Here is a 12,957-nt window from a genome sequence, read left to right on the forward strand (position 1 = left end):
CCCCTACACCGTTCCCCGAATCTGATGAAAGACGCCGTTCGGACGCCGCTCCCGGTTGCGTGCGTCACGACAGACAGGGTTGACAGCATGACTGTGCGTGCACTTCCGGTGGACGGCTCCGCGGAGTCGGTGACCCGGCTGGCGGCCGCGCTGCGGGCCGCCGTCGACGGCACGGGTCCCGCGGTGCTGCCCGTGCGGGCCGAGCCGGGCCCGGGCCCGGGTGCCGCGGGGCCGGACACCGCCGGGTCGGATGCGCTGCCCGGGCCGGTGGCGCGGGCCGCCGCGGCCGGGGAGCTGCCCGACGGGCTCGCCGCCGTCGTCGCCACCTCGGGGTCGACCGGGGAGCCCAAGTACGTCGCGCTCACCGCGGACGCGCTGCGGGCCTCGGCCGCGGCGACGCACGCCCGCCTCGGCGGCCCGGGGTCGTGGCTGCTCACGCTGCCCGCCGAGCACGTCGCCGGGGTCCAGGTGGTGCTGCGCGCCCTGCTCGCGGACACCGCCTGCGTGGTCCAGGACGTCCGCGGCGGCTTCCGGCCCGACGGCCTGGCCCGCGCCACCGGACGGATGGCGCACGGCACCCGTCGCTACACCAGCCTCGTCCCGACCCAGCTGGCGCGGATCCTCGACCACGGCGGTGCCCCGCTGTACGCCCTGGCCGGGTACGACGCCGTGCTCGTCGGCGGGGCCGCGCTGGACCCGCGGCTGCGCGGGCGCGCGCTCGCCGAGGGGATCCGGGTGGTCACCACCTACGGGATGAGCGAGACCTGCGGCGGCTGCGTCCACGACGGCGTCCCGCTCGACGGCGTCGAGGTCACCCTCGACCCGGCCGACGGACGGGTGGTGCTCGGCGGGCCGGTCGTCGCCGGCGGGTACCTGGGGGCGCCGGAGGCGACCGCGGAGGCCTTCGTGTCCGACGGGGGCGTCCGCCGGTTCCGGACCGGGGACCTCGGTGCGCTCGCGCCGGACGGGACGCTGACCGTCCTGGGCCGGATCGACGACGTCGTCAACACCGGGGGCGAGAAGGTCGCGCCCGCCGCGGTGGAGCGGGCGCTCCTGGCGGTCGACGGCGTCCGCGCGGCGTGCGTCGTCGGCCTCCCCGACGACGAGTGGGGCCAGATCGTGGCCGCGCTCGTGGTGCCTTCCGGGGCCGCACCGGACGATCACGCTCTGTGTGCCGCGGTCCGCGCGGCGTGCGGCCGGGCCGCCGTGCCGCGGCTGCTGCTGCGGGCCGACACCGTGCCCGAGCGCGGGATCGGCAAGCCCGACCGCACCGCCGTCGCGGAGATCCTGGCGGGGGCGCGCCGCACCTGACCGCTCACCCAGCGGAGTTGTCGGTCACGGTGGGCAGTCGGATCACGGCGTTGCGTCACGGTCTCCACCACCCGATCCGTGTACACACCTTGGAGTTGGTTCACGCAGCGTGCGTTGCACGCACCCCTGAGATCGAGTGTGCTTCGACCACTGGCGACACAGAGCCCTCACCCATCACAGGGCTCCCCGTCGTCACACGAGTCACAGCGATCAGCGGGGGTTGTCCATGCGCAGCATCACGCGGGCCGGGCTGCGGGCCATCGGTCTGCTCGCCGCGACCGGCGCGCTCTGTGCCGCCGCCACGGTCCCGGCGATGGCCGACGAGCCGGGCACGACGTGGCAGCCGGAGCTGAGCGAGGGCACCGGCAACGGTGTCGTCGTCTCGCCCGACGGGGCCCGGTTCGACCGGTCGACGGCCTTCGGGGCCCCGGCGGACGAGGGGGACACGGAGTCCTCCGCCGACCCGGCCGAGGTCGTCCCGACCGGGCTGCTGACCCTCGCGCCGCGCACCCTGGACGCCCCGACCCGGGAGGTCGACTCCCGGCTCGTCGCGGACACCCCGCCCGGCTCGACGGCGTCGGTCGACGTCCGCGGGAAGCGGGCGGGCGGCGGCTGGACCGAGTGGATCGCCGCCCAGGACTCCCGCACCGAGCTGCCGGAGGCCGTCACCGAGGTGCAGGGACGCCTGGTCCTCACCGCCACCGGCGCGGCCGACCCGACCGTCCGGGAGCTCACCCTCACCGCGACGCCCGGCTCCGGCGCCGAGAGCGAGCCGGTCACCGAGGCCGCGCCGCGCAGCTACTCGGTGTTCGCCACCCGCGAGGGGCTCGTCGGCGGCACCACCGCGAACGGCCACAAGATCGTCAACCGGGACCGCTTCGTCGCGCTGCCCTCGCGCCGGGCGCTCTCGGCCAACGGCAAGACCGACTACTCGGTCAAGGTCTGCGCCCCCAACGGGCGCTGCGCGATCGCCCCGGTCTGGGACATCGGCCCGTGGAACACCAAGGACGACTACTGGAACCCGTCGAACCAGCGGGAGATGTGGAAGGACCTTCCCCAGGGCGTGCCGCAGGCCGCGGCCGCGCGCAACGGGCACAACGGCGGCAAGGACCAGTTCGGGCGCCGGGTCGCCAACCCGGCGGGCATCGACCTGGGCGACGGCATCTTCTGGGACGTCCTCGGCCTGAAGGACAACTCGCAGGTCCAGGTCGACTACCTGTGGACCGGGTCGCAGCGGCTGTCCGCGATCCGCACCGAGGGCACCCCGGACATCCAGATCCTCGCCCGGCCCGAGGCCGGCGCGGAGTCGGTCGGGATCGCCGTCGACGCCACCGAGGTGCCGGTGCAGTGCACCTCCGGCGCGTTCGTCCGGATCGGCGACGGCCAGTACCTCCCGGCGACGGCGTTCACCGGGCTGCCGGGCGACGTCCCGGCCTGCGACGCGGCGGCCCCGTCCGCACCCTCGCCCGCGGCCCCCGCCGCCCCCGCCGCCCCCACCGCGCCCGACGCCTCCGCTGCTCCGTCGGCGCCCGGCACTCCCGCGGCTCCCGGCACCTCCGCGGCTCCCGCGGGGCCCGACGCCTCCGCCGCGGTGGGCGGTTCGCCGGCTCCGGTCCCAGCTGCCCCCGCCGCACCGTCCGCGGCCACCCCGTCCGCGTCTGCACCGTCCTCATCGACGCCGTCCGCACCGTCCGCGCCGTCCGCACCCTCCGCGGCGACGGGGCCGGGAGCCGGGGCACCGGCCGCCGGCGGGTCCACGGCGGGCACCCCCTCACCCGGGTCCGCCACCGCGCCCACACCCGCGACCGGCGTCCCCACCGGCGACAACCAGGCCGCCCGCGTGACCCCCGGCTCGGCCCAGCGGGCGCCCTCCGGCACCTCCTGACCGTCCTGCCCGGCAGCCACACCCCTGCGCCGGTCCGCACACCCGTCGCAGCGGGTGTGGCGACCGGCGCAGGGGTGTGGTCGTGCCGTGGGACGGCCCCGTCGGACGGCGGCGCGGCGGGATAGGTTCCCGGGGTGGCCACCACGGCAGAGTGGGTCGAGGGCGCGCGGCCGCGCACCCTCCCCACCGCGATCTCCCCCGTCCTCGTCGGCACCGGCGCCGCGCTCGGCGCGGGCGCCCTCGCCCCCGGCTCCGCGCTGCTCGCCCTCCTGGTGGCGGTCGCGCTGGTGATCGGGGTGAACTTCGCCAACGACTACTCCGACGGCATCCGCGGCACCGACGACGACCGTGTCGGCCCCCAGCGCCTGGTCGGCTCCCGGGCCGCCGAACCGGCCACGGTGAAGGCCGCGGCGTTCGCCTGCTTCGGGGTCGCCGCCGTCGCCGGGCTGGTGCTCACGGCGGTCTCCGGCCAGTGGTGGCTGCTGCTCGTCGGGGCGCTGTGCATCGTCGGCGCCTGGTACTACACCGGCGGCTCGCGGCCCTACGGCTACGCCGGGCTCGGCGAGGTCGCGGTGTTCGTGTTCTTCGGCCCGGTCGCGGTGCTGGGCACCATGCTGACCCAGGCCGGACACGTCGACGCCGCCGCCGTCGGGGCCGCGGTCGGTGTCGGGCTGCTGACGTGCGCGGTGCTGGTCGCGAACAACCTGCGGGACATCCCGGGCGACCGGGTCGTCGGCAAGCGCACCCTCGCGGTGCGGCTCGGGGACCACGGCACCCGGATGCTCTACCTCGCGCTGGTGCTGGTGCCGTTCGTCGTCGCGGTCGGTGCCGCGTTCGACCGGCCGGGCCTGCTGGTGGCGCTGTTCCCGCTGCCCGCCGCCGTACGGCCGGTGCGGATCGTCCTCGGCGGGGCAGAGGGCCCCGCGCTCATCCCGGTCCTCAGGGACACCGGCCTGCTCCTGCTGGCCTGGGGCCTCGCCGTGGCCGTCGGGCTCGCCGTCGGCTGAGGTCGCTCCCGCTCAGCGGGCCGGGCCGTCCCCCGCCGAGGAGGCCGTGTCGGACCCGGTGGACGCCTCGGCGCCGTCCGCAGCGGCGGCGGCCGACGGGGACGCGCCCGCGGACGGAGTGGCCGACGGGGACGCGGGCGCGACGGGCGTGTCCGGGGAGGGCGGCGGGCCGACGTCGCCGCGCAGCTGGGCCCGCAGCGACGCGCGCTCGGACGACCGGCGGGCCGTCGACGCGGCGATCGCCCGGTCCAGCCGCTCCCGCAGCCCGCGGAACAGCACCATCGACAGCGGCAGTGCGACGACGAGCGCCACGAGCAGCGCGACGAGCCACGGCACGCCGATCAGCGCGAGGACGACCGTCACCACGGCGAGCAGACCGAGCCGCGCGAGCGTGTAGAGCGCCACCGTGGTGGCCAGCCCGGGCTCACCGGCGCGCTCCCGCGCCGCGGCCTGCGGCGGGGTCGGAGACGTCATGGCCTCCAGGGTACGGGCCGGACCTGCCGGACCGCGGCTGCCCGGTTCCACCCGGCCCCGTCCCGGACGTCCGGATCGCGGCCACCCGCCCGGGCGGCGGTCCCTCCCCGGGCGTCCCCGGCTGTCCGGTTCGAGTTGTTCACCGGCTTTGCCCTTTAAGAACCCTTTACTCACACAACACCGTTCGAGTACCCGGGGTCTGAGGTGTCACGATGGCCCGGAAACCGAGAGCGGTACCCGGCCGGATGCCTCCGGCGAGCACCGTGACACATACTCCACGTGCACTTCGGGAGGATCCCCATGGCAGCTCCGACTCAGGCACCCGAGCGTCTCCTCACCCCGGGTGAGGTGGCCACGCTCTTCCGCGTCGACCCCAAGACCGTGACCCGCTGGGCCTCGGCCGGGCGGATCGGCTCGATCCGCACGCCGGGCGGCCACCGCCGGTTCCGCGAGTCCGAGGTCCGCGGCCTGCTGGCCGACCTGACCAGCGAGGCGAACACCGGTCTCCGCTGATCCGGAGCGCACACATGGGGTGAGGGTCTCGACTTCACCCGTACGTCAGGCCACCTTCGCTACGCTGGACAGCGGAGGTGGCCTGATGTTGTTCTTCCTGATCCTTCTTGTCGGCGCGGCCGTGGTCGCGGTGCTGCTCGTGCGGACCCTGCGGTCCGAACAGGTGGTCTCCGACCGCATCCCACGCGCGGAGTTCCCCTGGTCGTCGGGCCAGCGGGCCGAGAAGCCGCGCGCGACCGGCCCCGACGACGATCCCGACTTCCTGCGCGAGCTCGACGAGAAGGTCCGTAACCAGGAGGACCCGCCCGAGCGTCCCTGAGCGGGTCGCGCCGGCCGGCACCTCCCCAAGACGCCTTTACCGAAGGGCGGTCCACCCCACCGGGCGGACCGCCCTTCGGTGTCTCCGGTCACATCCGGGGCGGCGACGGGGACCGTCGCGGCCCGGGATCAGACCGGGAAGCCGTCGGCGACGGCCGCCGCCAGCTCCAGCAACGCCGTCCGGGTCGTCTCCTCCAGGCGCTCCAGGTCGATCTCCGCGCCCTCCTCCAGGTGCGGGTCGAACGGCACCTTGACCACGGCCCGGCACCGCCCCGAGAAGTGCTCGGCGACGCGGTCGAGGTCCACCCCGCCACCGGCCCGCCGGTAGACGGTGTTGATGACGACGACGGCGTTGCGGACCAGCGCCCCGTAGCCGTGGGCGTCGAGCCAGTCCAGGGTCGCCGAGGCGCTGCGGGCGCCGTCGATCGAGCCCGACGACACGACGACGATCTGGTCGGCCATCCCCAGCACGCCGTACATCGCGGAGTGCATCAGGCCGGTGCCGCAGTCGGTCAGGACCAGGTTGTAGAAGTGCTCCAGCAGGTCGACCGCGCGCCGGTAGTCGTCCTCGCTGAACGCCTCCGACACCGCCGGGTCCTGCTCGCTGGCGAGCACCTCGAGCCGGGACACGCCCTGCGAGGTGTAGGCGCGGACGTCGCTGTAGCGGCGGACCCGGTCGGCGTCGCGCAGCAGGTGGCGGACGGTCGCGGTGGTCTCCAGCGGGATCTTCTGGCTCAGCGTGCCGCGGTCGGGGTTGGCGTCGACGGCCACGACCCGGTCGCCCCGGTGCGACGCGAACGTCGCCCCGAGGGTCGCGGTGACCGTCGTCTTCCCGACCCCGCCCTTGAGGCTCAGCATCGCGATCTTCTGCGAGCTGATCAGCGGCCGGTTCGCGCGGGCCACGAGGTCGCGCCGGTGCAGCTCCGCGGGGCTCTCCCCCGGGTTCACCAGGCCGCCGGTGAGCACGTAGACCCAGCGACGCCACCCGCTCGTCGGCGGACGGCCCGCGCTGCCGTGCCCCGTGCGCGATGGCGCGAGGTCCAGCCCGCCGTGCGGCTCGTCGCCGCGGCGGTGCTGCGCGGCCCGGGCCTCGATCGCCTCGGGGGCCGTCCAGCGGGGCCGCTTCACCCCCGTCTGCGGCCGGCCGCGCGGCGGGGTGAGGGTGCGCTGGGGCCCGGTCTCCGCGGACTCGTCGTCCCAGGCCGCGCGCCAGGGACGGTCCCCCTGGCGGGGGCGCCGGTCGTCGCGGGCACGGTCGTCGCGGGAACGGTCCGTCCGGGGGGTGCCGGTCCGGGCGGGGGCTGCCGGGGCCGCCCCGGTGGACTCCCGTGTCCCCTCGGTGGGCGGCGCGGTGTCGGCACGGGCGCTGCCGTCCGCACGGGCGCTGCCGTCGGCGCGCGGGGCTCCCTCGGGCCGTCCCGGCGTGCCGTGGCCCATCCGCCGGCCGGTGGCCGCGGTCCCGTGGCCGGAGGTCGCCGGCCCCGGGCCGGGGTCACTGCCGGGTGCGGCGGGCCCGGCCACGGCGGCCCCGTCCTCCCGCGCGGTCGCCGGGTGCCGTGCGGCCTCGGCGGGCCACGCCGGACCCGTGTGCCCGGAGCCCTCGCCCGGCGACGGTTCCGGGGCCGGATCGGCGTAGGGCGGGTACCCGTCCCGCACCGCGCGGCCGCCGTGCCCCGCGTGCGCCGGACCCGCAGGATCCGTGGGCGCCGGAGCGGCGGGGTCGGAGTGCCGCGGATCGGCGGCCACGGGCGCGTCGTCGTACCCGGCGGTCGCGGTGCGGCCCGGGGAGTCGTCCCGGGAGGCCGTGGCGCGGTCCGGGAGGTCCGGGCCCGCGGCACCGCCCTCCGGCGAGTATCCGGGGGCCGCGGCGTCACCGACCGGCGAGTGCCCGGGGGCCGCGTCACCGTCCGGGGAGTACCCGGGGGTCGTGTCGCGGTCGCCGGTGTCGTCCGCCGTGCGGCCCGCGGACCGGTCGGCGCGCCAGATGAGGTCCGCGTCGGGGTCGTCGTCGGGCACCGCGGAGGCGGGCACGGCCCACCACGGCTCGGGGTCGGTACCCGCGGCGCGGTAGAGACCGGTGTCGTCGGGGCCGTGGTCCTGCACGGCCGGGTCCGGGGCGGCGTCGTCGCGCCGGTGCCGGGGGTCGCCCGCGGAGGCCGGGGCGGGCTCGTCGTCGGGGTCGGCGACGGTCGCGGAGCCGGAGGAGGCCGGGCGCGGGGTCTCGCGCAGGGCGGACAGGTCCATCCCGTGCGGCGGGGTGGACGGGTCGATCTCGTCGACCAGGTCGTCGTCGATCTCGGGCAGCTCGCTGCCCCACGCCGAGCCCGCCGGCGGGGTCTGCGTCCCGATGGCCGCGCGGCCCGGGGCGGGCGCCGACGCGGCGCGTTCGGCGGCCGACGGGGTCCGCAGCGGCGTGGTACCGGCGTCGGGGACCTGCTCCGCAGCGTCGTCACCGCCGGTCCGCCTGCGCCGTCCGAAGGACCGGCCGGGGGACTCCGTCGTGGCCCAGCGCTCCCGCACGTAGCGGCCCACCGACCCGTCGGGCTGCTCGCCGGAACCGTTCTCACTCACGGGAAACGACGGTAGCCGCGCGGAACCCGGTGGTCGAGGCGCCTCACACCCCCGCGTACGAGTGCAGTCCGGCCACCACCATGTTGATGAAGAACAGGTTGAACACGATCGTGGCGAAGCCGGCCGTGTTGATCCAGGCCGCGGCACCGGAGTTCTTCCACCCCGCGGTGGCCCGGGCGTGCAGGTAGGCGGCGTAGAGCACCCACGCGACGAAGGCCACGGTCTCCTTCGGGTCCCAGCCCCAGAACCGGCCCCAGGCCGCCTCGGCCCACACCGCGCCGGTGATGATGCCGAAGGTGTAGAGCGGGAACGCGAGCACCGTCACGCGGTACGCCAGCCGGTCGAGGGACTCCGCCGACGGCAGCTTCGCGGCCCACGACGCCGGCTTCCCGTTCCGCTTGACCAGGAACAGCAGGCTCGCCACACCGGGCACGAGCAGCAGGCCGGAGGCCAGCGTGATCGTCGTGACGTGGATGATGATCCAGTACGACTGCAGGGCCGGGACGACCGGCGCGGCGTCGAGGTAGAGCACGGTGCCGGTGACGAACATGAGCAGCACGACCGGCGTCAGCACGAACACCCCGGCCGGACGCAGACCCGGGTGCCGGCGCACGAGCACCAGCCACGCCCCGACCGCCATCAGGCACAGCGCCGAGGTGAACTCGTACATGTTGCCCAGCGGCCACCGGTAGGCGGCGAAGCCGCGCAGCACGATCGACCCGAGGTGGGTCAGGGCCGCCAGCACCATCAGCGAGATGCCGATCCGGCCGTAGCGGTCGGCACGGGAGCGGCGGCCGTCGTCGGACGGGGGCTCCTCGGGCGCCGCGACCGCCGTGGACCCGGCCCCCACCGGGGCGGGCTCCTCCGCGCGGGCCGCGGCCCGCGCGACGCGCCGGGCCGCGTACTCCAGCGACGCGAACACCAGCGCCAGCAGCAGCACGACGAGCGTCGCCTGGAACAGGCGGTCGCTCCACATCGCGGTGATCGGGTCGACGAGCATCTCGGGTTAACCGTCCTTCTTGTCCGTCGGGTCGAGCAGCTCGGTCGCGAGCCGGTCGAACTCCTCGCCGTAGCCTGCCCGGTCGGTCCGGGCCAGACCACCGAGGGCGATGTGACCGCCCCCGCCGTCGCGCGGGGACACCCGCACCCAGAACCGGCGGCGCGTGACCGACAGCGACAGCGCGAGGCCGCCGACCATCAGCACCGCCGCGGCCAGCACCCAGGACTGGCCGGGGTCGTGGCCCACCTGCAGGTTCACCCACGGGGTGACGCCGTCGAACCGGACGACCGTGCCGTCCGGCAGCCGTGTGGTGTCGCCGATCCCGAGCCGCGCCGTCCTGACGGAGCGCAGCTCGCCGTCGTCGATCTTGCTCTGGTCGACACTGAAGATCGACTGGCCGCGGCCGTCGTCGATGCCGAGGTCGCCGAGGAGCACGTCGACGTCGGCGGTCGGCGAGCGCAGGTCCGGGTGCACCGACACCAGCTTGCCCTCGGGGTCGACCGCGCCGGTCGGTGCGAACGTCCCGGTGACGGCGAGCTGCGTGGTGCGCCGCTGCTCCGGGTCGGTGATGCCGGGGCGCTCGAACTTCGTCGCCCCCTCCGACAGCTGGGTGCCGGACTGGTCGACCGGGCGCCACTGCACCTCACCGGTGCGGCTCTGCCCGTCCGGCCAGGTCACCGTGAACTCCGGCGCGTAGCCGTAGCCGGTCAGGTAGACGCGGTCGCCGTCGGTGCGCAGCGGGTGGTTGACCGCGATCTCGTCGGGGCGCCAGGTGCTGACGCCGTCGCGGACGTCCTGCCCGGTCTGGAACCCGACCGAGGCGCCGAAGGTCGACGGCTGGCCGTTCGGCAGCCAGGTGCCGTCGAACCGGTCGACCTTCACGCAGAAGTCGTTGAGGTCGGTGCCGTCGACGCGCAGCCCGGCGCGGAAGCTGTCGTAGCCGAGGATGGAGCTGTTGCAGAACTCGCTGCCGTCGGCGCGGACGATGACGTCGCCCTCGTAGCCGTACATCTTGCCGCCGGCCAGGCCGAGCAGGATGCCGATCAGGCTGAGGTGGAAGACGAGGTTGCCGGTCTCGCGCAGGAACCCCTTCTCCGCCGAGATCGTGCGGGAGCCGTCGTCCTCGGTGCGCTCCACGGTGCGCCAGCCGCGCAGCAGCCGCCGCGCCCTGGCCAGCCCGTCGTCGACGCCCGCGGTCGTGTCGCCCTCGGCGTGGTGCGGCAGCCGTGCCAGGTTGCGCGGGGTCATGACCGGGGGCTGGCGGACCGAGCGCAGGTACTCGCCGGTGCGCGGGAACACGCAGCCGACCAGCGAGATCATCAGCAGCAGGTAGATGGCGGCGAACCACGGGCTCGCGAACACCTCGAACCCGCCGACCGCGTCGATCACCGGCGCGATGGCGGGGTTGTCGCGGTAGAAGTCCTCGACGAGGAACGCGTTCAGCGAGCGCTGCGGCAGCAGGGCCCCGGGCATCGCGGCCAGCGCGAGGAGGAACAGCAGGACCAGCGCGGTGCGCATGCTGGTCAGCCCGCGCCAGGTGTTGCGCAGGAACGCCAGCACGCGGGCGAGCGGCCCGGGCCGCGGCGACGACGGGGGCACGCCGTCCGGTGTCGACACGGACGGCTGCGGCGGGGCGTCGGGCGGGGAGCTCATCAGATCGGCGGGGTGAATCCGGCGATCGACACCTGCAGCTTGACCAGCCACTGGGACCACAGACCGGAGACCAGCAGCGCCCCGACGAGGACCAGCAGCACTCCCCCGGCGATCTGCACCGCCCGGGTGTGGCGGCGCAGCCAGCCCAGCGCGCGCACCGCCCGGGTCGCGCCCAGCGCGATCAGCACGAACGGGATCCCGAGCCCGGCGCAGTAGGCCAGGATCAGCACGATCCCGCGCACCGAGCCGCCCCCGGTACCGGCGGCGACGGCGACGACCCCGGCCAGCGTCGGCCCGATGCAGGGCACCCAGCCCAGGCCGAAGACCGCGCCCAGCAGCGGGGCGCCCGCGAGACCGGCCCGCGGCGTCCAGTGCGAGCGGTACTCGCGCTGCAGCGCGGGGATGGCACCGGCGAACGCCAGCCCCATCACGATCATCACGACGCCGCCGATGCGCTGGAGCAGCGCCTCGTTGTCGATGAGGACGTCGGACAGCCACACGACGCCGACCATGATCGCGCCGAACACGACGGTGAACCCGCCGACGAACAGCAGCGCGGCCCCGGCGACCCGCCAGCGGCCGTCGTCCCGGACCGGTGCGGCGGTGACGGCGGCGGCACCAGCAGTGCCGTCCTGCCCGCCGTCCTCGGGCGCGGTCGCGGTCGGGCCCCGGCGGGCGGCGGCGCGCTCGGTGGCCTCGGCCGGGGTGACCGGCGGGGACTGCGCGCCGACGAGCCCCGCGAGGTAGGCGAGGTAACCGGGAACCAGCGGGACGACGCACGGCGACGCGAAGCTCACCAGCCCGGCGGCGACCGAGACCAGCACTGCGAGCAGCAGCGGCCCCGAGATCGCCAGCGTCGTCGTCGCGTCCATCGCATCCCAGGGTAGAAGCCCTGCTCGGGGTGCCGCGCGGCGGGTTCTACAGCGTGTAGTTCACCGGGCGGGGCGCGACCGCGCGGTCACCCGGGGTCAGCGGGACGAACCGGACCTCGGCTCGGCGGCAAGCCGGGTGATGAGCGGCAGCAGGTCCGAGCTCCCGACCGGGACCAGGAACACCGCGGCCACCCGGGCGTCGCGGTCGAGCACGATCGTCGAGGGCACGACGTTGCGCGGGTAGCCGTCGAGCCGGGCCAGGGTGCGGCCGGGCGCGTCGTAGATCGAGTCGTAGGTGATGCCGCGGTCGGTCACGAAGTCCAGGGCGGCCTGCCGGTCGTCGCGGACGTCGATCCCGAGGACGACGGCCTTGCCCCGGGCCGCCTCGGCCACGGCCTGCAGCTCGGGGGCCTCGGTCCGGCACGGGCCGCACCAGGAGCCCCAGATGTTGATGACCCGCACCGTGTCGGGGAAGTCGCCGATGCCGACCTGGGTGCCCTCGCGCAGCAGGCTCTCGCCGCGCAGGTCGGTGATCGGCTGGCGGCTCTCCGGCGGGTCGTAGGTGATGCGCACCTGGCCGCCCGGGGCGACGAACTGGAAGTCCTGGCCGGGTCCCCCGCCCGCGGCGTCGCGGCCGACGCCGCACCCGGCGACGAGCAGCAACAACCCGAGCAGGGCGGGCAGCAGGCGTCTCATGCCCCGGTCACCATCGCGCCGCTCGGGCCGGCCGGCTCTGCGTAGCGCAGCCCGGTCATCCGGGTACCGGTGAACTCGATGCTGGTCAGCGAGGCGAGCGCGCACTGGCGGCGGCGCGGGTCGTGCCAGAGCCGCTGGCCCATCAGGTAGCGGCGCAGCGTCCAGATCGGCAGCTGGTGGGACACGCACACGATCTCGCGGCCGGGTGCGAGCGCCCGCGCGGCGTGCACGGCGCCGAGCATCCGGTGCGCGATCGCGAGGTACGGCTCGCCCCAGGACGGGGTGAACGGGTCACGCAGCAGCCGCCACACCTGTGGGCGCTTGAGCGCGCCGTCGCCGACGCCGAACCGCTTGCCCTCGAAGAGGTTGCCGGACTCGATCAGGCCCTCGTCGGTGTGGATGTCGACGCCGTGGGCGTCCGCGATCGGGCGTGCGGTCTCCTGGGCGCGCTGCAGCGGCGACGCGACGACGGCGGCGACGTCGTTGCCGTCGAGGTACGCGGCGACGGTCTTGGCCTGGGCCCGGCCGTGGTCGGACAGGTGGTAGCCGGGGATGCGGCCGTAGAGGACGCCCTCGGGGTTGTGCACCTCGCCGTGGCGCAGCACGTGCACCACGGTCACCGGTCCCGACGCGGGCGGGCTGGTCCGGTCACCCATG

At 75.7% G+C, this 12,957-nt stretch carries 12 protein-coding genes; 5 read left to right on the plus strand and 7 right to left on the minus strand.

Annotation, left to right across the window (positions count from 1 at the left end):
* Nucleotides 1-87 precede the first annotated feature (87 nt).
* The 3 genes from menE (at nucleotide 88) to KPL60_RS28125 (ending at nucleotide 4,203) form a co-directional block, all read left to right on the plus strand.
* Nucleotides 88-1,311, plus strand: coding sequence for an o-succinylbenzoate--CoA ligase (gene menE / locus KPL60_RS28115; RefSeq protein WP_255656608.1), 1,224 nt, complete (start codon nucleotides 88-90; stop codon nucleotides 1,309-1,311).
* A gap of 226 nt (nucleotides 1,312-1,537) precedes the next feature.
* Nucleotides 1,538-3,196 carry a hypothetical protein gene (locus KPL60_RS28120; RefSeq protein WP_226367688.1) on the plus strand — a complete coding sequence of 553 codons (1,659 nt, stop codon included), beginning with the start codon at nucleotides 1,538-1,540 and terminating at the stop codon, nucleotides 3,194-3,196.
* Between the two features lie 134 nt (nucleotides 3,197-3,330).
* Nucleotides 3,331-4,203, plus strand: coding sequence for a 1,4-dihydroxy-2-naphthoate polyprenyltransferase (locus tag KPL60_RS28125; RefSeq protein WP_226367689.1), 873 nt, complete (start codon nucleotides 3,331-3,333; stop codon nucleotides 4,201-4,203).
* Nucleotides 4,204-4,215: 12 nt separating this feature from the next.
* Here KPL60_RS28125 and KPL60_RS28130 read toward each other — a convergent pair whose 3' ends face one another.
* On the minus strand, nucleotides 4,216-4,677 hold the full coding sequence (locus tag KPL60_RS28130; RefSeq protein ID WP_226367690.1) for a DUF4229 domain-containing protein: 462 nt from the start codon (nucleotides 4,675-4,677) through the stop codon (nucleotides 4,216-4,218).
* A gap of 300 nt (nucleotides 4,678-4,977) precedes the next feature.
* Between KPL60_RS28130 and KPL60_RS28135 the strand changes: the two genes are divergently transcribed.
* Entirely contained in the window at nucleotides 4,978-5,190 is a 213-nt protein-coding gene (locus KPL60_RS28135) for a BldC family transcriptional regulator (RefSeq protein ID WP_073576557.1), read from the plus strand.
* Nucleotides 5,191-5,275: 85 nt separating this feature from the next.
* Complete coding sequence (locus KPL60_RS28140) at nucleotides 5,276-5,509, plus strand: hypothetical protein (protein WP_062398018.1); 234 nt, start codon at nucleotides 5,276-5,278, stop codon at nucleotides 5,507-5,509.
* A 128-nt stretch (nucleotides 5,510-5,637) separates the two neighbouring features.
* On the opposite strand, the gene KPL60_RS35255 is transcribed toward KPL60_RS28140, so the two are convergent.
* From KPL60_RS35255 to KPL60_RS28170, 6 genes are all read right to left on the minus strand, one after another.
* Complete coding sequence (locus KPL60_RS35255) at nucleotides 5,638-8,079, minus strand: AAA family ATPase (RefSeq protein WP_374228763.1); 2,442 nt, start codon at nucleotides 8,077-8,079, stop codon at nucleotides 5,638-5,640.
* Between the two features lie 43 nt (nucleotides 8,080-8,122).
* Nucleotides 8,123-9,079 (minus strand): c-type cytochrome biogenesis protein CcsB, encoded by a 957-nt coding sequence (gene ccsB, locus KPL60_RS28150; protein ID WP_226353931.1) that lies wholly within the window; start codon nucleotides 9,077-9,079, stop codon nucleotides 8,123-8,125.
* A 6-nt stretch (nucleotides 9,080-9,085) separates the two neighbouring features.
* Complete coding sequence (locus tag KPL60_RS28155) at nucleotides 9,086-10,732, minus strand: cytochrome c biogenesis protein ResB (protein ID WP_226353932.1); 1,647 nt, start codon at nucleotides 10,730-10,732, stop codon at nucleotides 9,086-9,088.
* Nucleotides 10,732-11,604, minus strand: coding sequence for a cytochrome c biogenesis CcdA family protein (locus KPL60_RS28160; protein ID WP_226353933.1), 873 nt, complete (start codon nucleotides 11,602-11,604; stop codon nucleotides 10,732-10,734). The genes KPL60_RS28155 and KPL60_RS28160 overlap by 1 nt, the downstream gene beginning before the upstream one ends.
* Before the next feature lie 96 nt (nucleotides 11,605-11,700).
* Nucleotides 11,701-12,300: a TlpA disulfide reductase family protein gene (locus KPL60_RS28165; protein WP_062398027.1), complete on the minus strand. Its 600-nt coding sequence runs from the start codon at nucleotides 12,298-12,300 to the stop codon at nucleotides 11,701-11,703.
* Nucleotides 12,297-12,956: a histidine phosphatase family protein gene (locus tag KPL60_RS28170; RefSeq protein WP_226353934.1), complete on the minus strand. Its 660-nt coding sequence runs from the start codon at nucleotides 12,954-12,956 to the stop codon at nucleotides 12,297-12,299. Before KPL60_RS28170 ends, KPL60_RS28165 begins: the two co-directional genes overlap by 4 nt.
* Nucleotide 12,957 lies beyond the last annotated feature (1 nt).

This window comes from Pseudonocardia sp. ICBG162 (assembly GCF_020496225.1).
In the GTDB taxonomy this organism is placed as follows: Bacteria; Actinomycetota; Actinomycetes; order Mycobacteriales; family Pseudonocardiaceae; genus Pseudonocardia; species Pseudonocardia alni.